General features: G+C 38.0%; 22 protein-coding genes, 1 pseudogene and 1 riboswitch. Of the genes and pseudogenes, 22 read left to right on the top strand and 1 reads right to left on the bottom strand.

Annotated features, from left to right (window positions below):
* The first annotated feature begins 167 nt into the window (after positions 1 to 167).
* The 20 genes and pseudogenes from CKJ95_RS09590 to CKJ95_RS09495 all read left to right on the top strand — a co-directional run bounded on the left by CKJ95_RS09590 (position 168) and on the right by CKJ95_RS09495 (position 18806).
* Positions 168 to 686 carry a YdcF family protein gene (locus CKJ95_RS09590; protein WP_257215747.1) on the top strand — a complete coding sequence of 173 codons (519 nt, stop codon included), beginning with the start codon at positions 168 to 170 and terminating at the stop codon, positions 684 to 686.
* 423 nt (positions 687 to 1109) lie between these two features.
* A complete protein-coding gene (locus tag CKJ95_RS09585; protein WP_099353184.1) occupies positions 1110 to 2399 on the top strand; it encodes a DEAD/DEAH box helicase in 1290 nt (429 codons plus the stop codon).
* A 70-nt stretch (positions 2400 to 2469) separates the two neighbouring features.
* Positions 2470 to 3081, top strand: a complete 612-nt coding sequence (locus CKJ95_RS09580; RefSeq protein WP_099353183.1) for a branched-chain amino acid aminotransferase — start codon at positions 2470 to 2472, stop codon at positions 3079 to 3081.
* 102 nt (positions 3082 to 3183) lie between these two features.
* A riboswitch (cobalamin riboswitch) is annotated at positions 3184 to 3385 on the top strand.
* Between the two features lie 177 nt (positions 3386 to 3562).
* Complete coding sequence (locus tag CKJ95_RS09575) at positions 3563 to 4555, top strand: ABC transporter substrate-binding protein (RefSeq protein WP_099353182.1); 993 nt, start codon at positions 3563 to 3565, stop codon at positions 4553 to 4555.
* Positions 4518 to 5585, top strand: coding sequence for a FecCD family ABC transporter permease (locus CKJ95_RS09570; protein WP_099353181.1), 1068 nt, complete (start codon positions 4518 to 4520; stop codon positions 5583 to 5585). Before CKJ95_RS09575 ends, CKJ95_RS09570 begins: the two co-directional genes overlap by 38 nt.
* A complete protein-coding gene (locus CKJ95_RS09565) occupies positions 5582 to 7051 on the top strand; it encodes an adenosylcobinamide amidohydrolase (protein ID WP_099353180.1) in 1470 nt (489 codons plus the stop codon). Before CKJ95_RS09570 ends, CKJ95_RS09565 begins: the two co-directional genes overlap by 4 nt.
* A gap of 16 nt (positions 7052 to 7067) precedes the next feature.
* On the top strand, positions 7068 to 8450 hold the full coding sequence (locus CKJ95_RS09560; RefSeq protein WP_099353179.1) for a cobyrinate a,c-diamide synthase: 1383 nt from the start codon (positions 7068 to 7070) through the stop codon (positions 8448 to 8450).
* A 2-nt stretch (positions 8451 to 8452) separates the two neighbouring features.
* On the top strand, positions 8453 to 9496 hold the full coding sequence (cobT, locus tag CKJ95_RS09555; RefSeq protein WP_180271462.1) for a nicotinate-nucleotide--dimethylbenzimidazole phosphoribosyltransferase: 1044 nt from the start codon (positions 8453 to 8455) through the stop codon (positions 9494 to 9496).
* Between the two features lie 28 nt (positions 9497 to 9524).
* Positions 9525 to 10076, top strand: a complete 552-nt coding sequence (cobO, locus tag CKJ95_RS09550) for a cob(I)yrinic acid a,c-diamide adenosyltransferase (protein WP_099353178.1) — start codon at positions 9525 to 9527, stop codon at positions 10074 to 10076.
* A 36-nt stretch (positions 10077 to 10112) separates the two neighbouring features.
* A complete protein-coding gene (locus tag CKJ95_RS09545; protein WP_099353177.1) occupies positions 10113 to 11621 on the top strand; it encodes a cobyric acid synthase in 1509 nt (502 codons plus the stop codon).
* On the top strand, positions 11621 to 12589 hold the full coding sequence (cbiB, locus tag CKJ95_RS09540; RefSeq protein WP_257215746.1) for an adenosylcobinamide-phosphate synthase CbiB: 969 nt from the start codon (positions 11621 to 11623) through the stop codon (positions 12587 to 12589). The genes CKJ95_RS09545 and cbiB overlap by 1 nt, the downstream gene beginning before the upstream one ends.
* A gap of 18 nt (positions 12590 to 12607) precedes the next feature.
* Entirely contained in the window at positions 12608 to 13693 is a 1086-nt protein-coding gene (gene cobD, locus CKJ95_RS09535; RefSeq protein ID WP_099353176.1) for a threonine-phosphate decarboxylase CobD, read from the top strand.
* A complete protein-coding gene (locus CKJ95_RS09530; protein WP_099353175.1) occupies positions 13690 to 14238 on the top strand; it encodes a bifunctional adenosylcobinamide kinase/adenosylcobinamide-phosphate guanylyltransferase in 549 nt (182 codons plus the stop codon). Before cobD ends, CKJ95_RS09530 begins: the two co-directional genes overlap by 4 nt.
* The gene (gene cobS / locus CKJ95_RS09525; RefSeq protein ID WP_099353174.1) at positions 14238 to 14996 is read left to right on the top strand and encodes an adenosylcobinamide-GDP ribazoletransferase; all 759 of its coding nucleotides are present in this window, start codon (positions 14238 to 14240) and stop codon (positions 14994 to 14996) included. Before CKJ95_RS09530 ends, cobS begins: the two co-directional genes overlap by 1 nt.
* Positions 14948 to 15571 (top strand): histidine phosphatase family protein, encoded by a 624-nt coding sequence (locus tag CKJ95_RS09520; protein WP_099353173.1) that lies wholly within the window; start codon positions 14948 to 14950, stop codon positions 15569 to 15571. Before cobS ends, CKJ95_RS09520 begins: the two co-directional genes overlap by 49 nt.
* The gene (locus CKJ95_RS09515; protein ID WP_180271461.1) at positions 15523 to 15951 is read left to right on the top strand and encodes a bifunctional adenosylcobinamide kinase/adenosylcobinamide-phosphate guanylyltransferase; all 429 of its coding nucleotides are present in this window, start codon (positions 15523 to 15525) and stop codon (positions 15949 to 15951) included. The genes CKJ95_RS09520 and CKJ95_RS09515 overlap by 49 nt, the downstream gene beginning before the upstream one ends.
* Positions 15952 to 15984: 33 nt before the next feature.
* A complete protein-coding gene (locus tag CKJ95_RS09510; protein ID WP_099353171.1) occupies positions 15985 to 16800 on the top strand; it encodes a cobalamin-binding protein in 816 nt (271 codons plus the stop codon).
* Between the two features lie 112 nt (positions 16801 to 16912).
* A complete protein-coding gene (locus CKJ95_RS09505; protein ID WP_099353170.1) occupies positions 16913 to 17284 on the top strand; it encodes a nucleotide excision repair endonuclease in 372 nt (123 codons plus the stop codon).
* Between the two features lie 189 nt (positions 17285 to 17473).
* The gene (locus CKJ95_RS09500; RefSeq protein WP_180271460.1) at positions 17474 to 17734 is read left to right on the top strand and encodes a helix-turn-helix domain-containing protein; all 261 of its coding nucleotides are present in this window, start codon (positions 17474 to 17476) and stop codon (positions 17732 to 17734) included.
* 65 nt (positions 17735 to 17799) lie between these two features.
* A pseudogene (locus CKJ95_RS09495) lies at positions 17800 to 18806 on the top strand (IS1595 family transposase).
* Between the two features lie 106 nt (positions 18807 to 18912).
* Here the strand turns inward: CKJ95_RS09495 and CKJ95_RS09490 are convergent.
* Entirely contained in the window at positions 18913 to 19233 is a 321-nt protein-coding gene (locus CKJ95_RS09490; RefSeq protein WP_099353168.1) for a hypothetical protein, read from the bottom strand.
* Between the two features lie 256 nt (positions 19234 to 19489).
* Between CKJ95_RS09490 and CKJ95_RS24070 the strand changes: the two genes are divergently transcribed.
* Both CKJ95_RS24070 and CKJ95_RS09480 read left to right on the top strand, forming a co-directional pair.
* On the top strand, positions 19490 to 19717 hold the full coding sequence (locus CKJ95_RS24070; RefSeq protein WP_099353167.1) for an IS3 family transposase: 228 nt from the start codon (positions 19490 to 19492) through the stop codon (positions 19715 to 19717).
* Positions 19718 to 19970: 253 nt separating this feature from the next.
* Positions 19971 to 20270 carry a hypothetical protein gene (locus tag CKJ95_RS09480; protein WP_099353166.1) on the top strand — a complete coding sequence of 100 codons (300 nt, stop codon included), beginning with the start codon at positions 19971 to 19973 and terminating at the stop codon, positions 20268 to 20270.
* The last annotated feature ends 51 nt before the right edge of the window (positions 20271 to 20321 follow it).

The following is a 20321-nucleotide window of genomic DNA, read 5'->3' as shown; positions in this document are numbered from 1 at the left end:
GTTCAGGCCCCATTTTTGATAATCGACAAAATTCGGGGCGTCACTGTGACAATTATAAGTAGTCTATTCACCTGTACTGTTTTTTTAATGCATTTGTACATACTGTTAAACTACCAAAATGTGGTATATTTTAGATAGGATAACTTTGTAAAGGGGGGAACATGTAAATGTATCTGTCGGAGTTAGATGTTGAAAAACTCTCAGATGCCCAATTGACCAAGCTTTTATTTTCGGATATTGAAGATGATTTTGCGAACGGAGATTGTATATTAGTGGCAGGTAGTAGTAAAGCCGTTAAATATCGCGTACCAAAAGCCGTTGAATTATATAAGCAAGGTAGAGCCAGTAAACTATTGTTTTCAGGTGGAGTGAAGTGGAAGGAAAGTGTTTACTCAGAAGCAGTTTCGATGAAAAGAGAAGCCATAGTGTTAGGGGTTTCCGAAAAAGATATACTAATTGAGGATCAATCATTGCACACACTAGAAAATGTATTAGCCTCTCTATTCGTATTAAACAGAGAATTTCACCTATATAGGATAAAACGAATTTTGGTAGTAACGACATCTTACCATATGAAACGATTACATCTGACATTACAAACATATATCCCTAATTGGATCACCTATACGTTATGTCCTGCTGATGATACTTTCACCAGAAAGGATAACTGGTTTTTAACTAATTAGGAAGAAAACGTGTTCGAGATGAGGCTGCAAAACTAATAAAATATGTTAAACAAGGTGCATTGCGAGACATGAAAGTTGATTTGTAAAATTGCTCACATATAAGGTGTAGACTTGGAACAGAGGGAACTTTAATAATTGGAAGTTCCCTTTATTATACAACAAACTTTAAATAGTACAGCGAAAAAGATTATGGATAAGTAGGGAAAAGAAAGTATTGAGTTAGAGCAGGCGATATTTGAAAAGTTTCGTACCATTTATGTTTGGTCAAGGAACCTGTCCCTCTGGCCCATCGACAAAATTCGGGGCGTCACTGTGACAATAATTAAATATTCCAAATCACTCTGTAAATACTAACCAATATGCTATAGTAAATAAGCCATTGAACAAACTGGCATTATGATAAGAAAAGAGAAGTGATTAGCCTTGAAAGATTTTTTACAACTTGGTATTCGAAAAGAGATTAACCATACATTGAAGTCATTAGGTATCGTGGAACCAACTCCGATACAAGAACGGACGATCCCATCTGTACTTGAGGGGAAGGATGTGATTGCAAAAGCACAAACGGGAACAGGGAAGACGTTGGCTTTTGTTCTGCCGATTCTTGAAAAGATTGATGTGCACGAGTCGGATGTTCAAGCCCTTATTTTAACTCCAACAAGAGAATTAGCTCAGCAAATTTCAAAAGAAATTAAGAAAATGATCGAGAACGTAGAGGGTGTCAACGTGTTAGCTGTATACGGTGGTCAGGATGTTGAGCATCAATTAAAAAAATTAAAAGGAGCTCAGCATATTGTCGTGGCAACACCTGGTCGATTATTAGATCATATTCGCCGGGGAACGATTGATCTTTCAACGATTAGGATGCTTGTGTTAGATGAAGCCGATCAAATGTTACATATGGGCTTTCTTCCAGAGGTAGATGACATCATTAAAGAAACATTTCCTTCTAGACAAACCATGCTGTTTTCTGCAACAATGCCTAATGAAATTAAATCTCTTGCCAAAAAATATATGAACGAACCAGAGTTCATCGAAGTGAAAGCAAAAAAAGTAACGGTAGAAGAGATTAAACAAGTTGTGATTGAAACCACTGACCGGAGAAAACAAGCAACTTTATTTCATTTAATTGAAGAACATCGTCCATTTTTAGCGATTATTTTCTGTCGTACAAAAGTTCGTGCTAAAAAGCTGCACGAGGCATTGATTGCCAATGGGTATGATTCAGACGAGTTGCATGGTGATTTAACACAGTCGAAGCGTGAAAAAGCGATGAAACGATTTCGTGAAGCGAAAACACAATTTTTAGTTGCAACAGACGTTGCTGCAAGGGGATTGGATGTTGAAGGGGTAACACATGTCTTTAACTATGACATCCCACAAGATGTGGAAAGCTATGTTCACCGGATTGGACGAACTGGACGTGCAGGTGGCGACGGGGTTGCCTTTACACTAGTGGCGCCTAAGGATATGGAGTTCCTACGAATGATTGAAAAAGGGATTCATCAAAAATTTGAAATGCAAGTAATTAAGGGAGTAAGTATCCCTGATCGCGAGGATTATGAGAGAGCAAGTGAGCAAAAAAATGAAAATAAACGCTCTGAAGGTAGTAGAAGAGACGGAAAGAAGGCTGCACCGTTTTCTTCAAATAGAAAGTCTAATGATAGGCAATCCAAAAGCAATTCAACGAGAGGTAGAAGGCGTACTCGCTAAAAAGTGAATGTACAAAATGGATGCCTTACCCCTAAGACCGGTAAGGCACCAAATTCAGGAGGATACACCTATGTTACAAAAACAAATGGAAAAATACATTTCATCAGAGTTAATGAGTGAAGAGAAACAAGTTGCAGTATTTCAAGAGGAAAAAGAGTACATAGAAAAATATGAATTGATTTCGAATGACGTTAAATTAGTAGAAAAAGATCCAACTACACGTTTCACTGAAGCTTACATTGAAAGATGTGATAAAGAAACCGAGGAAACACTCTCTAAAGAATCATTCGCATTTTTGGAACAAACGATTGACTACCTTCAAAAACACAAGAATGAATTTCTATACTTTGAATCAAAGTGGCTAGACCTAATTGGCGTGGATGCAATTGCCTTTGAAGTGAATGATGTATTTGGAACATACGACGTAATGGTAGGATTAAAGCTGCAGAAGAAGTTTGAGACCTCACTTAAAGAAAACTTAAGAAAAGAATTACATGGAGACGAGGCAAAATTTGAATTGATGTTTAATCAAGGTGATGGCTTATGGGACTTGAATTTCGCTTTGAATTATGTGATTGGGTTCAAAGAGGACATGTCATTAGAAGAAGCATATCGGCTAATTTATCGATTTTTATTTACACTAGTAGAGAGAACGGAAGAAGGAAACAGCGACGTAAATTAAGTGTTAAATTAGTGATGGAACCAAATGAACTTTTGGTTCCTTGGCTTTGCTCCTATTTACAAAACATTAGGGGTGTATTATAATTTTGCAGAATACAAAAAAATGAATATTTCGCAAATAGGTTTCTTACCATTCTTCTAATAAGAGAATGTAAGACTAAGAGGGAAGTTGGTGTAAGTCCAACACGGTCCCGCCACTGTAAGCGAGGAGGAAGGTTATAAGATCCACTGTGTTTTTTACATGGGAAGGAGTAACCGACCGTTGATTCGCAAGTCAGGAGACCTGCCTATTTTGTTTTTTAAGCTTCCTCGAGGAAAGGAACGTTTAAAGTGCAGATAAATTATCATATGATACTATATTTGTTATAGTAGGATTGCTTAATTGGAGTTCTATAGCAAATAACTTTTATTATGCCTTTACGAAACGCTCTTCCTGTGGAATGGCGTTTTTTTGTGTTCAAAATTAGAAGGGGGAAAAAAGAATGAAGGAATTGTTGAAAAAATGGGGTCTGTTAAGTCTTATATTTCTTTTTACCATGGGTATCGTTGCAGGCTGTGGTACACAAGACGAAGAGGCTCAAGATGAGAAGGATCCAAAAACCGTTGAACAAGCTGAAGGGGAGAATGCCAATCAAGAGTTCCCTATCACAATTATAGACAGTGCTGATCGAGAGGTTACGATTGATGAAGAACCTGAATCAATTGTCTCCATTCAGGCAAGTAATACAGAAATTGCATTTGCCCTTGGTTTAGGAGAAAAAATTATTGGAGTTTCTGATTACGATAATTACCCATCAGAAGCACTTGAAATTCAAAAAGTAGGTGCACAGGATATCAATGCAGAATTGGTTCTTTCACTTCTTCCTGATCTAGCACTAGTTACAGATTATCATTACAATACACATCCTGATATTTTAAAACAGTTTGAAGATGCAGGAATTGATGTGATTGTCGTTGGAAGTGCTTCATCCTTTGAGGATGCGTATCAACATATTGAAATGATTGGGAAAGCTACTGGAACTGTGACTGAGGCAACCGAAATTGTAACAAATATGAAGCAACGTTTTGACGAAATCAAGGAAAAAGCTTCAACAATAACAGATAAAAAGAAAGTCTGGGTTGAGGTTTCACCTGCACCTGATATTTTTACAACAGGAACAAATACATTTATGCATGAAATGCTCGAGGCCATTCAAGCAACGAATGCAGCAGAGGAGCATGAAGGATGGGTACAATTAACAGAGGAGGAAATTGTACAATTAAATCCTGATGTCATCATTACAACGTATGGCTACTACATAGATAATCCAACTGAAGAAGTATATGAGCGAGAAGGCTGGTCTGAAGTTCCTGCAGTTAAAAATAAACAGGTCTTTGATGTTGATAACGATACGGTTACTAGACCAGGTCCTCGGTTAATTGAAGGAGTCGAGACTCTTGCGAAGCTTATTTATCCGGAAGTTTTTAATAAATAACGTTATTTGGTTATATATTCTAAGCGGAGGGTTTGTACTTAGTACAGCCCTCCTTGGCATATTCGTTAGTAGTGTCCAAATGCCTATTCCAACCATATTACATATTGTACTAGACAAAACCTTTGGTTGGGGCTGGCTTAATGAGATTGCTAGAAATCAAGAGATGATAATTTGGAACATCCGAATACCGAGGGTATTGCTGGCCTTTTTTGTTGGTGCATCCCTTGGGTTAGCGGGTGCTGCATTCCAAGGATTATTACGTAATCCATTAGCGGACCCATATACAATCGGGGTTTCATCTGGTGCATCTCTTGGTGCAGTTTTTGTTTTATTTTTTCAGTTTACGATCTTTGGGTTAGGAAACTTTACTCTTCCCATTGTTGCGATAGTAGGTGGTTTTATTTCACTACTTATTGTATTCGTACTTGTTCGATTGAGTAGTCGAAGCTTAGCGATTGAAACAATAATATTAGCGGGGATCATTGTAAGTTCCTTTATTGGAGCAGTTGTTTCCCTCATAATTTCATTAAGCGACCAAGATTCAATGACTCAAATTATCTATTGGTTATATGGCAGTGTAGGACTGAGAGGCTGGAGTCATGTTCAGTTGATACTTCCGTTTATGTTGTGCGGTTCCTTAATATTGTTCTACCATTACCGGGAGTTGAATGCGTTAGCACTTGGGGAGGATGCTGCAGATCATATTGGGGTTGATGTGAAGAAGGGAAAGTTTTATATCTTAATTGGAGCCTCTTTATTAACCGGTTCAGCTGTAGCAGTGTCTGGATCAATTGGATTTGTAGGGCTTGTCATTCCACATGTAGTACGTATTGTAACGGGACCAAATCATCGCCATGTACTACCACTTTCACTAATGATAGGCGGAGCATTCCTTATTTTAGCTGATTTAGTATCAAGAAGTATTATTGCTCCACAAGAGTTGCCAATTGGTGTTGTTACAGCTCTAATAGGTGCACCGGTTTTTGCACTATTATTAATCAGAGAAAGAGTTGGAGGGGAACGTAGATGATTACAGTTAACAATTTAGTTGGCGGATATACGAATTCCCCTATAATTAATGGAATAAACCTTAAGATTCATCAAGGTGAATTTTTTGCGCTTCTTGGTCCAAATGGAAGTGGAAAAACAACCCTGTTTAAACTGATAACTGGGCAATTGCCGATTATAAATGGTGAAGTTTTCCTTTCTGGTAAAGAAATTTCAACTCTTTCAAAGCTTGAGAAGGCAAAGAAAATGGCTGTTCTAACTCAGGAGGCGAAGGTTTCATTCGATTACACAGTGGAAGAAATTGTGAGTCTAGGGCGTTATCCACACCAAAAAGGTTTATTCAAACAGCTATCCCGAGTAGATTGGAACGTCATTGAAGAGGTAATGGAATTAACGAATACAAGTCAATTTCGAAAAACGCCATTCCGAATGATTAGTGGTGGTGAGAAGCAAAGGGTGTTATTAGCGAAGGCGTTGGCACAAGAACCTGAGATTTTGCTTTTAGATGAGCCAACGAATCATTTAGATGTGAAACACACATTCCAAATGTTGGATTTATTAAAAGAACGGCAGCAAAGGTTGGGGTTAACCATTTTCTCCATTTTGCATGATTTAAATGTTGCATCTCAATATGCAGATCGGATAGCCATGCTTTATAAGGGACGCTTTTTAGAAGTTGGAGATGTTGACAATTTCAGAAAGACGGACCAACTAAAGAAGGTGTATGAAGTGGATATTCAGCTTGGGTCTCATCCGACAATCCCTAAACCACAACTACTTATGACACCAGGCTATCATCAAGCACAACCTCGTTCACGTTTTGAAAATTCTTATCAGATTCGTCAAACGAAGGAGTATATCCACATTCAATTCGAACAACCTTTACGAACAATATCAAATGGGGTCATCGGTGATGGTATTCAATGGTTGAAACATTTTTGTAATTTTCATGTTGAAAAAAATTATAATTGCTCAGAGCCTGACCGTGATTTGCGAAATTGGATGACAAAGTACTCTATTCCTTATGAGCAAGCTGTTGGAATGATGACAGCTGTTCTATTAGAAGATGTTGTCATTCGGCATGAAGAATTTGAAGGTATTCAGATGCTGGCCGTTGTAACTGCAGGTACAGGAAATGCTGTTGATATTACTAGTCGGTCACATTCTAAAGCGAAACAAACAATAGGTACAATCAACATCATGCTTTTCATTGATTCACATTTTACAGATGGTGCACTTGTAAATGCCTTTATGTCAGCTACAGAAGCGAAAACAAAAGCGTTACTAGACATGAATATAAAAGATCCACACTCCAACACGATTGCAACTGGTACATCAACGGACTCACTACTTCTCAGTCTTAGTCAAAAAGGGGAGAAAACACCATACGCAGGTTCAGGAACCATTGTTGGAAAAGGCATTGGTCGAATTGTGTATGATGCCACAAAAGAAGCAATCCAAAAGTATATACAAAGAGTCGCAAACTAAAAAAGGTGGGGAGTAAATGAGCGATCGACGTATTGTAATTGCAGGTACTGGCAGTGGAGTTGGAAAAACAACATTAACAATCGGGATTATGTCAGCATTAATCAAACGTGGTCTAAGCGTACAAGGCTTTAAATGTGGTCCTGACTATATTGACCCATCCTATCATACAGCTGTAACAGAACGAGTGTCACGAAATTTAGATAGTTGGATGCTCAGTCATGAAAGAGTTTTGGATACTTTCAGACATGGAAATCGTGATGCTGATATCTCAATTATAGAAGGAGTTATGGGGTTCTTTGATGGGAAAAGTCCGGAAACAAATGAAGGTAGTACAGCAGAGATTAGTATCATAACGAAAAGTCCTGTATTGCTTGTAGTGAATTGTGAAAGTATGGCTCGAAGTGCAGCAGCAATTGTGAAGGGTTTTCAATTGTTTGCAGAAGGACCAAATATTGTTGGAGTTATTGCAAACAAAGTGGGGAGCGAGGGACATTTTCAGCTTGTCAAAAAAGCAATTGAACAGGAATGTCGTATTCCTGTTATCGGGTATTTGAAACTAGATGTTGATATTGAAATTCCAGAAAGACATCTTGGTCTCATTCCTTCAATTGAACGCGGTGAACTTACTCCATTATTTGATAAAATGGGTAACTTGGTTTTAGAGACGATTGATATTGATAAATTGCTGGAAGTAGCTGAAGCTGAACCGATAATTGAAAAAAATAATTCATCTTTGTTTGAAAAGAAGCAAAATAAGATGACGAGAATAGCTGTTGCAAAGGATGCAGCCTTTAACTTCTATTATCCTGAGAATCTAGAAATCTTGGAAGTAAATGGAGCTGAATTGGTCTATTTTTCTCCATTGGCTAATGAAGAATTACCAATTGATGTGGATGGTCTATATATAGGTGGAGGCTTTCCTGAAGAATTCGCTTTAGATCTGGAATCTAATGTCAAAACAAAGGAATCGATTCAGAAGGCCATAAAAGCAGGACTGCCAACTCTTGCTGAATGTGGCGGGTTCATGTATTTGACCGAGTCCATTGAAACGACGGAACAGAAGACGTATCAAATGATAGGGATTCTCCCAGGTAAAGTACGCATGCATTCACATTTACAAGCATTAGGATATAGAGAAATTAGTGGTCTCAATGACAATTTCATTCTTACGGATCAAATGGGTAGAGGGCATGAATTTCATTATTCTTCTTTTTTGGAAAATGAGAATGAACTTTCCCATGCCTATGAAACTATGGGGCTGCGTGGTGTTAAGAAGGAAGGCTATCTAAAGTACAATTTAGTAGCTGGCTACACCCATCTTCATTTTGGTTCTAACCCAAGAATTGCCCTGAACTGGATTAGGAAATGTATAGAGTATCGAGCTAGTAAGGAGAGATAAGGATGAAACAAATATACGAAGCCATCCCAAAGCTAAACAAGGAGATGGGAAGACAGGTTAGTGAGTATATCAATACGTTGACAAAGCCAATAGGAAGCCTTGGACGGCTAGAGGAATTGGCTATTAACCTAGCAGAAATGAAGAATGAACAATTTCCAAGTGTTACGCCACCAGGAGTACTTGTTTTTGCGGCGGATCATGGTATCACTTCAGAAGGTGTTTCTGCCTATCCGCAAGCAGTAACCGAACAGATGGTTCGGAACTTTTTAAATGGTGGTGCAGGCATAAATGTCTTTAGTAGACAAATAGATGCCATTCTTAAGATTATCGATATTGGAGTAGCAAATGATATTGAACACGAGAGTTTAATCAATCAAAAGATTCGTTATGGTACAGGTAATTTTTATCATGAAGATGCAATGAGTCGACAAGAAGCTGAACAAGCAATTGATGCTGGATATAATCAAGCCTTACAAATCATCGAAGAAGGGGCACAGTGTCTCATACTCGGGGAGATGGGAATTGGAAATACAACATCAAGTAGTGCAATCCTAGCCGTTTTAAGTGGTAAAGATATATCCCAATTAGTAGGCAGAGGAACTGGGATTTCTGACGCTACATTTTTACATAAAACTGAAATTATTAAACAGGCGCTTATACGTAGGAATCCTAATCCAAATGATCCGATTGATATTATCGCGAAAGTGGGCGGACTAGAGATTGCAGCAATGACAGGTGCAATGCTAGGAGCTGCTAGTAAGAGGGTACCGATTCTTGTAGATGGTTTTATCTGTACCATCGCAGCGTTAGTTTCAAGCTTAATCTCCCCTAGTGTTAACGACTATATCATGGTCACACATCAATCCATTGAACCTGGTCACAAAATCGCACTTTCATTAGTAGGGAAGAAACCCATTATTGATTTAGGACTTAGACTTGGAGAAGGAACAGGAGCTGCCATTTCATTTCCGATTATCCAATCGGCTACTTTAATGCTAAAAGAAATGGCAACCTTTCAATCAGCAGGAATTTCTACGAATAAGTAATCGTACATCACAAAACTAGGAGGTTCATATGGAACAAGCTAACAATAAGAAAAAGGGATTAACACTTGTGTATACGGGTCACGGTAAAGGGAAGACAACTGCAGCTTTAGGTCTAACAGTACGAGCAGTTGGAAGAGGATTACGAGTAAAGATTTTTCAATTTATTAAATCACCTGAACGTTCGTACGGGGAACAAATTGCCTTAAGTAAGCTTGGGGTTGAGATGGAGCAGCTTGGAAGAGGGTTTACCTGGACAAAAACCCCAGAAGAACATAGGGAAGCGTTAAAGGCTGGATGGGTAAAGGCGAAGGAAGCTGTTATGAGTGGTGAATATGATTTGGTCATACTAGATGAATTAAACAATGCATTAGCAATTGATACATTTCCAATTGATGATGTATTACCGCTAAACGAAGTGGTTGAATTATTAAAAAATAAACCGCCACACCTTCATCTCGTTATTACAGGAAGAGATGCCAAGCGCGAAATACGAGAAATCGCTGATCTTGTTTCCGTAGTTGAAGTGGAAAAGCATTATTATGATGAAGGCATACCAGCCGTAAAAGGGATTGAATTTTAAAGGAACATGACTCACACAAAAAAGGAGTTCACACAAATGAATAGAGCTGTACCGCTAATGATTCAGGGTACTCACTCAGATGCTGGAAAGAGTGCAATTGTTACCGCTCTATGCCGGATATTTGTTCAGGATGGTTTTAAAACAGCCCCTTTTAAATCGCAAAATATGGCTTTGAATTCGTATATAACGGTCGATGGAAAAGAAATCGGGCGTGCACAAGGTGTTCAAGCTGAAGCGGCACGAATTTTAGCAACGACAGATATGAATCCAATATTAATTAAGCCTAATGGAAACTATGAATCACAAATTGTTATTCACGGTAAGCCATTTAAGAATATGAAAGCTGGAGAATATCGCGAGGAATTTTTTCAACAAGGATTGCAAGTGATTCGAGAAGCTTATGATACATTGTCCAAAAGCTATGAGCGGATTGTGATAGAAGGGGCCGGAAGTCCTGCAGAGATCAATTTAAATGACCGGGAGCTTGTTAATATGCGAGTTGCACGGATAGCGAATGCACCTGTGATTCTGGTTGGTGATATTGACAAGGGTGGAGTCTTTGCCAGTTTAGTAGGAACATTACAGCTTCTTGATCCTCGGGATCGAAAAAGGGTCATCGGTGTCATCATTAATAAATTTAGAGGGGATGTTTCTCTATTACAGCCTGGGTTAACTTGGTTTGAGGAATATACGGGTGTGCCTATATTAGGGGTTGTTCCATATATCGATAACCTTCTAATTGAAGCAGAGGATTCATTGGTGTTAAATACGTATACCTCGAAACCAGATGAGTCAAAAGAAATTGATATTGCGGTCATACGTCATCCGATGATTTCGAATTTTACGGATGTGGATCCTTTTTTTGAGGAAAAGGATTGTCATGTCCGCTTTATCAAAGCGATGGAAGACGTCGGAAATCCAGATGTACTGATTCTGCCAGGGAGTAAAAATACAATTGAGGATATGATGGCCTTACACAGTACAGGTCTAGCTAATCGGATATTAGATTTAGTACAAAAGGGAACTACGGTTGTCGGCATATGTGGTGGGTACCAAATGTTAGGAACACTTATTGAAGATAAACACGGAGTTGAATCAACCCATAGTAGTGTAGAAGGACTAGGTCTCATTCCAATGCAGACTTCCATGACAACCCATAAGACTACCGTTCATTCAGAAGGAATTGCACGCTTTGGTGAGAAACGCATTCCAGTTTCAGGTTATGAGATTCATATGGGACAAGCATCTTTTGAAAATGAATGTGATCATTTTGTTGAACTTGCAGATAGAAGGGAAGGAACGATCACGAAGGACAAACAAATTATCGGGACGTACTTTCATGGTATTTTCCATAATGATTTATTTCGTGAGGTCTTTCTAAATGAAATTAGGGTGAAGAAAGGGTTAGAGCCCATTAAGAATCGACCCTCCTTTTCTAAAAAGAGAGAAGAAGGATTTAATGTATTAGCCAAGGTTGTAAGAGAAAATATCCAGCTAGATCGAATAAATAAGCTACTAACAGACTATCAAAAGGAATTGAAATGATGGGAATGGTACAAGAACCAACAAATATATTTTGCATGATTTTAGTTGCAGCTATTGTAGTAGATTTGTTAATTGGTGACCCTAGATGGATTCCCCATCCTGTTGTATTAATGGGAAAATTGATCACATGTCTTGAAAAGAGCTGGAATCGAGGAAATGCGAGAGTTTGGAAAGGGATTTGCTTTTGCGCAACAGTAGTTTTACTCGTTTTTTTCCTTACCTTATCGCTTGTCTTTGTTGCCTATCAATTGCACCCAATCGTTGGCGTTTTTATACAAATCTATTTGATTTCAACTACGATTGCGATCAAAGGTCTTTCGTCTGCCGCTAAGGAAGTTCTAGTTCCTTTAGTGAATGGGAATGTAACGGAAGCGAGAGCCAAGCTAAGTATGATTGTCGGTCGGGATACCGAAGGGTTGCCAGAGAATGAAATTGTCAGAGGAACTGTTGAAACGGTTGCTGAGAATACAGTCGATGGCATAACAGCCCCATTATTTTGGGCAATCATTGGAGGGGCACCCCTTGCGATGGTGTACCGTGCAATCAACACGTTAGATTCGATGGTTGGACATAAAAATGAGCAATTTATGCAATTTGGATGGGCTTCAGCTAGACTAGATGATTTAGTAAATTTGATTCCTGCCAGACTAACTGCCCTTTCGATGTGGATCGCAGCTTCTTTTATAAAAGGGTCTAAAAAGGGCAATGGATGGAAAACAACATGGAGAGATGCAAAAAAACACCCCAGCCCAAATAGCGGGTGGCCAGAGGCAATGGTGGCGGGATTACTCGGAATTCAGTTAGGCGGAATCAATTATTATCAAGGCAGAAAATCAGTACGTGCACAAATGGGAGACCCGTTAAGGAAGATGGAGAGTTCTGATATCGAAAAAACAATTCAATATATGCATGGAGGGTGGATCGTATTCTTTTTGATCGGTGTAAGCTTACTCCTGCTAGTTAACTAGTGTAAATGAGGTGAAATAATGAAATGGCCAAATCATGGGGGACAACCTGAAACAATCAAAAAACTTTTAAAAATGAAGGACGAGAAACCATTGCTCGATTTTAGCGCGAACCTAAATCCAATGGGACCTCCTTCCTGGTTATTTGATGCCTTACAACAGCAGTATGGTACAATCACCCGTTATCCAGAGCCCACTTATTCGAAAGCAAGCGCCTCGGTAGCGGAGCATGAAGGAATAGATCAAGACATGGTCCTAATGACAAATGGGGGAGCAGAGGCCATTTTTTTAGTGGCAAAGTATTTCGAAAAAGGGAAAGCGCTCATTGCCCATCCTACCTTTTTGGAATATGAACGAGCCTGTATACATTACCATATTGATGTGGAAGATCTTATCGTTGATGATAAAAGTGGATTTACATTACCAATTCAATTGATTCAAGATAAGTTTGCTGAAAAAGATGTACTGTTTCTTTGTCGTCCTAATAACCCAACTGGAACGGTTATACCTGAAGAAGATTTGCAACTTTTAGTAGAAGTAGGGAAAAAAAGCGGTACATATGTAGTCGTGGATGAAGCGTTTGTTGACTTTTTACCAACTCCCATACCGAACCTTACTTCATGGTTATCAGCATACCCAAATTTAATCGTTTTACGTTCTTTAACGAAAATGTATACAATTCCTGGGCTTCGAATCGGATATATAATGGCTCACCCGACTGTCATACAAGCATTGAAAAACGAACAAATTCCTTGGAGTATTAACTCCTTAGTCGATGCAATCGTTCCGAGATTGCTTGAAGACCGAGATTTCGTTGACAAAACAAGAATATGGTTACATGAGGAGTCTCGAACCGTATTCAGTAGCTTAACAGCATTAGACTACTACTTTTCACCATCACTAGTAAACTTTTATCTATTGCAGGATAAAAAATATCCTGATCGAACAGATGATCTTTATTACTTTTTATTGGAGAATGGAATCCTGACGCGGCATACTCACAACTTTAAAGGCCTTAATGGGAAATTTATACGAATCGCCATCAGGTCACACATAGAAAATCAACAGTTACTTGGTGCGCTTCAAAAATGGAGAAATGAGTCATGATCTTTTTTATTTCAGGTGGTGCTAGATCGGGGAAAAGTCAATTTGCAGAACAAACAGCTCTTTCGTATTTTTATCACATGAAGGAAGAAAATCATCGTGTTTCTCTACATTACATTGCAACCGCTAAAAAAAGTGATGATGAAATGGTAGAAAGGATTCGAATTCATCAACATGATCGCGGGGAGACTTGGCATACATTTGAAGAGTCCTTTCATCTTGAACCGATTCTGTCAAACTTTAACAAAGGTGATGTGATTTTACTAGATTGTATGACTATTTGGGTAAGTAATGTCATGTTCGAACTTGGTCTTAGGTTGGAAGAGATGGAGGAAAGGGTGAATCGCTGGTTATCAATTGCACGCGAAAACCAATTTCACCTTCTAATTGTTTCAAATGATGTGAATGAGGGAATCCCACACTGTGATGATGTTGTTCAAAGCTATATGTATTCCTTACAACGTCTCCATTACAATCTTGTGCAGCAATCAGACATTGCCGTTCAGGTTCAAGCAGGGATTCCGTTGTATTGGAAGGGTGAAATCTGATGAAGCAAATGTTGTTTGGATTGATACTTGCTGTTCAATTTCTAACACGAATTCCTCTTCCTATCGAATCTCCATGGACAAAACAGACAAGTAGATGGGCAATCAGGAGTTACCCGCTTGTTGGTGTAGGATTAGGTGCTTTTATTACGAGTGTGTTGTGGGTATTGCAGCCTTATGTGCCAATCCTATTCTTGACATTGCTTATCATTTCATTATGGGTCTATATGACTGGTGGATTACACTTAGATGGGTGGATGGATGTAGCTGATGCAGTGGGGTCAAATGCTCCACTTGAGAAAAAATGGGAGATTATGAAGGACCCACATGTAGGAAGCTTTGGTCTGATTTCACTTCTTTTTTTGCTCGCTTGGAAAACTTTTTTTATCTATTCATTGATTGAAGCGGATATACTTTTGTCTTCGTTTCTATTTATCATGGCATTTTCACGTTTAGGAGCCGTTGTATTAATGATTTCTTTACCTACAGCAAAACAACATGGATTAGCATGGGAGTGGAAGAAAAACGTAAATCGGTTTGACTTTTTATATGCGATGATTCCTGTAGCGATACTCTTAACCTTTTTTCCTGAATGTTTCTTTTTAGTTCTTGCATATATTGTGTTTATGGTCTTGTTTGGTGCTTGGATTAAGCATACATTTAAAGGAACAAATGGCGATTTATTAGGTACAGCCATAGAGGGAGGCGAATTATGGGGACTTGCGATTACATGGATGTATATCTCGTTCGTCATGGGATAACAGCTTGGAATAAAGAGAAACGGTATTTAGGTCATACGGATAAAGAAATTCTAAGAGGTGAACAATCAGGCCTAATTAAGCTTAAAAAGGAATTGACACCCATCCATTTTGACCATGTTTTTACAAGTGATTTACGACGTTGTCAGGAGTCTTTAAAATTATTAACTATTCCTGCACAGGTAACGGAAGATGCCAGATTAAGAGAATTGGACTTTGGGGACTGGGAAGGAAAGACATATGACGAGTTGAAAGACCAGAAAGCGTATCAGAACTGGCTTAACAATTGGGTGAAAGGCATAATTCCGAATGGGGAGTCAGCTGATACATTTAGTGGTCGAATTGATGCCTTCTTTAATGATCGATTTCAACAAACTCGTCACAATGAAACCATTCTTATCATGACTCACGGAGGCGTGATTCGGTATGTTGTTTCAAAATATGTATCATCTCTATCGTTCTGGGAAGTCACGATCCCGAATGGACATTGTATACGTTTAACAATTAAGAAGAACGAGGGGGTATGGAAATGCAGCTCGTTATCGGCGGTGCCTTCGCAGGAAAAAGGAAAATCGTGAAAGAGAAATTTGAAAGCTGTAGTTGGACTTCTGCATATCTGGGTGATTCAATAGCGAATTGGAAAATGAAATGGGAGAATAATACACCATTAGTCGTTGAAGGCTGGGAAAAATGGATTGAACATGAACTTGCCAATGGAAAAAATATGAACGAGATTCGAAGTGATTTTTCACATCTTTTTCAGGCATTTGATGTGGAGGAGAAAAAGCGAAATATGCCGATCGTGCTTATTATGTTAGAGGTTGGCAGAGGCATAGTACCCATTCAAAAAAATGATAGATTGCTACGAGATGTGATGGGATGGATTGCGCAGGATGCTGTAAAGATGTCAGATGAAGTGGTGTACGTATGGAATGGGCTAAGTAAGAGGTTAAAATAAATATATTTTGCTTGTAAGAAGGAGGTATCGCTCATGAGACTCATCTCTATATGTCCAAGTAATACGGAATTAGTTGAATATCTTGGATTAACTAAATTCTTAATAGGAGTAGATAATTACTCAGATTGGCCTGAACAGGTGAAAGCATTACCGAGATTGGGTCCTGATTTACATATAGACATGGATAAGGTAGAAGAGCTACAGCCAGACCTTGTATTAGCATCTTTAAGTGTACCTGGGATGGAACGAAATATTGAAGAACTAAAGAAGAGAAACCTTCCGTATGTCATCGTTCCAAACCCAGAAAGTTTACTAGAGGTAGGAGAAAGCTTACTTTTTGTTGGAAAAGCAACAAATGTGCATGAAAAAGCGACTCAATTATTTGAGAAATATAAACAAATCCTAGAAAGCTATCAACGTTTATCGAAGCTAGTAGAAAATCAGAAATCAATCTATTGGGAATGGTGGGCAAAACCCATTTTTACACCTGGGGCGACAAATTGGTTATCTGAAATGAGTGAGCTTGCAGGAGGAAGAAATATTTTTCAAGATATGGATCAAGCGAGTGTACAAACAGATTGGGAAGACGTGAGACGAAGAAATCCTGATGTGATGTGCATCATCTGGGTAGGTGTTCAAAAAGACAAGGTTAATCCAAAAGTCATTTTAAAACGTCCACAATCAGATAACACGCAGGCGATACGAAATAAGCAATTGTATATTTTAGAGGAACCATTATTTTGCAGACCTTCGCCAAGATTATTAATTGGACTCAACAAGATAGCAAGTATTCTGCACCCAACTATATTTCCCCCATTTATTGAAGGTAAAGATCCGTTAATCGATTAGAATAGCAGTAAGGCTGATGATGGGTTATGGGACTTGAATTAACTGTTAAATCGCTTTTCTTTCCTACATATGATACCATTTATCTCTATACGAAAAAGGGACGTGATTGAACATGATCAAAATTACCATACCAAATCCAGATATTACGATTACAGAACGGAAACAAATACCGAAAGAAAATGAACCAATCATCAAGGATATTCACGGATTTATTGATTTCCATCTCATACCAAGAGACAAAGGCGGCATTTTCTTATTTTTTAATATAAATGATGAGCTTCTGTTTGTTGGGAAAGCGCGTAAACTACGTCAAAGAATTAAAAAACATTTCGAAGATACGGTTTCACCTATTAAAACGCACAGAGACGAAGTGTATAAGATCGATATTTGCATAGTAGAAGACCCAATGGAACGAGACATTTACGAAACATATATCATTAATAAACTCCGATCCAAATATAACGTTGACAAAGTATTTTATTAAAAAATATTAGTGCCAGACCCACGGCGAGGTAATGATTGACCGTGTCGGGAGTCCGGCACTTTTAATTAGGTAAAAAAACATTTGTAATTCGACAATCTTCGGGGCGTCACTGTAATCTTCCCCCTTAAAATGGACATAATGGGGTTAATAAAGATACGACAAATCTACATTTTTTTAAGGGTGGTAAAGATGGCGAAGAATCATAGTACTATCGAAATTAAAATAAAAGCAGTCCGTCGGGTAATGGACGAGCATTCTCCAGTGGCACTTGTCGCAAAAGATTTAGGCCTTCACCGTGATACAGTTAATAGATGGGTTAATGCTTATAAAGAAAAGGGAGAAAAAGGGCTGATTAATCCTAAATCTCTAAGTTATTCATCTGCTCGAAAACACCAATCTAAAATTGAAAAGTTGGAAAAGCAATTAAAAGAAAAGGCTGTTTTCGTATAGATTGTTGTTTTCTTGACCATATTAGCAGAAGGTTGATATAATACGGTCTCAAGAGGCATTCAACTATGTGGAAAGACATCTTTAAAGAGTTCGGTGAACTAACAGAATCAGAGAAATTAAAGCTATTTAATGCTATGAAGGAAGATTTATTTCCTGACGAACCTAATAAAATAACCGAGTTATTAAATAGCATCCGTGAATCACGTTTTGCATCTGGATTAGGTTGTGTTCATTGCGGTAGCACATCAGTCAAACGAAATGGCAAATATCGTTCAAGACAACGCTATCTGTGCAACGATTGTGGAAAGTCTTTCAATGATATGACTAATACACCGTTTTCAGGTTCTCGTTATCCTGAGAAGTGGGTAAAATACATCGAAATGATGGTCGAAGGATATACACTTCCAAAAATCCTGAACGATTAAAGATTCACCTATCCACTGCATTTTATTGGAGACATAAAATCTTGAATGCGTTAGGAAGTAACGGTTTTAATCAATTACAAGGCATCGTAGAAAGTGACGAGACATTCTTTCGTGAGTCAATGAAAGGTCGGGAAATTACCCATAGAAAGGCAAAGAAACGTGGGGAAAAGGATGAAAAAAGAGGGATTTCAAAACTTAAAATTGCCGTCGTAGTAACACAAGACAGGAACGGAAGTGTATTTGCTCGTAAAGCTGGAACAGGGCGTGTGAAGGCTGAGGAAATCGATGCTGTTATTGGCGAATACATTCACCCGTCTGCTTTACTATGCACCGATACAGCTACCAACTACAAGAAATTTGCAAAAGTGAAGAAACTACAACACGAAACAGTGAATGAACGTCGAAAAGAACGAGTGAAGAAAGGGATATATCATATTCAACACGTTAATAATTTTCACCATCGTCTAAAAGATTGGATGGAACGGTTCCAAGGTGTTGCGACTAAATACTTAGATAACTATCTCTACTGGTTCCGTTGGCTTGAATTAGGTAAGAGTTTAGCATTTGAAAAACAAGTGGAGCAAATGCTTATTTCTGCTTGTCGAAATTCTGTTATTACAACTATTGAGATGCTAAGAAGAACATAAGTAAAAGGTCAATTTATTACTGATTTCCAAAGTCGAATTTGTCTTTTGGGACATTGAGTGTATGTCTGTTAATTACAGCCGTATATTATCTATCCATCAAGGACCTTTAATTCATTATTTGGTTTAGTACATCTCCTACACCATTCTCGTCCACATAAGATTCTAAAACAACTTTGTTTTGATGGTTTAGGAAGTAATAGTATGTTTTAGAATCCTCTTTAATCTTAACAGATACCATCCAATTTTTTTCACCTGGTAAATTTGCTATAAAGGGATGTGTCGTAATGTTTTCCTCTGGATGTTTTTTGTTGACCGTTAAATATTCAAAAACTGCCTTTTCGGTAGAAATAAATTTATATTGAATATATCCAACAACTACGATTATCACAACTACTAAACCCAAAAAGATTGTAAGGATTTTTTTCAAATTATCACCCCAATTGAATCGATAGTGTAATTTTACACTATTCCAACTTTATTGTCACCATATTTTCCCAATAAAACTACACATAAAGCAACAATCATTACGAAAACAGCCAAAGAAAAAGAATTGGAGAATGAGATTTTAAAAAAGTTCCAGGCCTTTCTGAGGAAGAAAGGATTATTCGGTTGTTCTTTTATGTAACGTACTTGGTGTCTCTACAAGTGGATATTATGCGTATCTAAAAAGACCCAAAAAAGAAATAGGACAGAAAGATTATGAGCTTTTAAAGGATATCAAGAGAATATACAACCGTCATAAAGGTACTTATGGCATTAATCGGATTACAAATGAATTAAAAAATGAAGGAATTGTAGTGAATCATAAGAGGGTTGACCGTTTAATGAACGAAGTTAATTTAAAAGCAAACGTGAGGAAGCCTAAGTCAACAAAGGAAAGTAAATTTCAAGCCGCTGGATTTGTGTATTGAGGGTCAGCCCCTTAATCCTCGGAGAAAAATCATATAATCGAAAAGAAGTACCGAAAACCTTCAATTGAAGGTTTATTTTTTTGCCCTATACGTTCCTTACAGTCTGTTCTTAAAGTTTGCCGTTAACTCCTTCTACGTTAACCTGTAGAGATTTTGGCCTTAAATATCTAATATCAAAGCAATAGGTGGCATTTGGCATTTTCTCTTCAATTTATGTGCAAAATAATTAAAAATCAAAACTGGAGCTGATTGTATGAAAAAAGTTTTAGTGATTTTAGCTATCGGCATGCTTATAGGTTGTAGTTCAAATGATATTGAATCAAAGCAGCATGAGGAGAAAATCGAGGAACCACAGATTAAGAAAGATCAATATGATGTTGTTTGGGGGTCGTATGATAACGAATGGGTCTATAGTGACGAATGGACGGGTGAGGGTTTCGAGAATTTTGATGAGGCAATGAACGTGTTGGACCAATGTATGAGTGAAAGTGAGGAAGAAACGGAAAATTGTGTATATGAGTTTTTACATAATAAGATCATAAATGAAGGATAAAATTTTTGATTTGATTTCAACCTAGAATAAGCTTGGAGGTGTAAGGAAATC

Source organism: Fredinandcohnia onubensis, from assembly GCF_002734285.1.
GTDB lineage: Bacteria > Bacillota > Bacilli > Bacillales > Bacillaceae_L > Ferdinandcohnia > Ferdinandcohnia onubensis_A.
Note: the sequence above shows the minus strand (reverse complement) of the source record. Positions and strands in the feature narration are given on the sequence as shown.

What these genes read in the sequence shown, in the direction of transcription:
- CKJ95_RS09590 (WP_257215747.1), top strand. Translation starts at nt 168, where the DNA reads ATGTATCTGTCGGAGTTAGATGTTGAAAAACTCTCAGATGCCCAATTG.
- CKJ95_RS09580 (WP_099353183.1), top strand. Translation starts at nt 2,470, where the DNA reads ATGTTACAAAAACAAATGGAAAAATACATTTCATCAGAGTTAATGAGT.
- CKJ95_RS09575 (WP_099353182.1), top strand. Translation starts at nt 3,563, where the DNA reads ATGAAGGAATTGTTGAAAAAATGGGGTCTGTTAAGTCTTATATTTCTT.
- CKJ95_RS09565 (WP_099353180.1), top strand. Translation starts at nt 5,582, where the DNA reads ATGATTACAGTTAACAATTTAGTTGGCGGATATACGAATTCCCCTATA.
- CKJ95_RS09560 (WP_099353179.1), top strand. Translation starts at nt 7,068, where the DNA reads ATGAGCGATCGACGTATTGTAATTGCAGGTACTGGCAGTGGAGTTGGA.
- cobT (WP_180271462.1), top strand. Translation starts at nt 8,453, where the DNA reads ATGAAACAAATATACGAAGCCATCCCAAAGCTAAACAAGGAGATGGGA.
- cobO (WP_099353178.1), top strand. Translation starts at nt 9,525, where the DNA reads ATGGAACAAGCTAACAATAAGAAAAAGGGATTAACACTTGTGTATACG.
- CKJ95_RS09545 (WP_099353177.1), top strand. Translation starts at nt 10,113, where the DNA reads ATGAATAGAGCTGTACCGCTAATGATTCAGGGTACTCACTCAGATGCT.
- cbiB (WP_257215746.1), top strand. Translation starts at nt 11,621, where the DNA reads ATGGGAATGGTACAAGAACCAACAAATATATTTTGCATGATTTTAGTT.
- cobD (WP_099353176.1), top strand. Translation starts at nt 12,608, where the DNA reads ATGAAATGGCCAAATCATGGGGGACAACCTGAAACAATCAAAAAACTT.
- CKJ95_RS09530 (WP_099353175.1), top strand. Translation starts at nt 13,690, where the DNA reads ATGATCTTTTTTATTTCAGGTGGTGCTAGATCGGGGAAAAGTCAATTT.
- cobS (WP_099353174.1), top strand. Translation starts at nt 14,238, where the DNA reads ATGAAGCAAATGTTGTTTGGATTGATACTTGCTGTTCAATTTCTAACA.
- CKJ95_RS09520 (WP_099353173.1), top strand. Translation starts at nt 14,948, where the DNA reads ATGGGGACTTGCGATTACATGGATGTATATCTCGTTCGTCATGGGATA.
- CKJ95_RS09515 (WP_180271461.1), top strand. Translation starts at nt 15,523, where the DNA reads ATGCAGCTCGTTATCGGCGGTGCCTTCGCAGGAAAAAGGAAAATCGTG.
- CKJ95_RS09510 (WP_099353171.1), top strand. Translation starts at nt 15,985, where the DNA reads ATGAGACTCATCTCTATATGTCCAAGTAATACGGAATTAGTTGAATAT.
- CKJ95_RS09505 (WP_099353170.1), top strand. Translation starts at nt 16,913, where the DNA reads ATGATCAAAATTACCATACCAAATCCAGATATTACGATTACAGAACGG.
- CKJ95_RS09500 (WP_180271460.1), top strand. Translation starts at nt 17,474, where the DNA reads ATGGCGAAGAATCATAGTACTATCGAAATTAAAATAAAAGCAGTCCGT.
- CKJ95_RS09480 (WP_099353166.1), top strand. Translation starts at nt 19,971, where the DNA reads ATGAAAAAAGTTTTAGTGATTTTAGCTATCGGCATGCTTATAGGTTGT.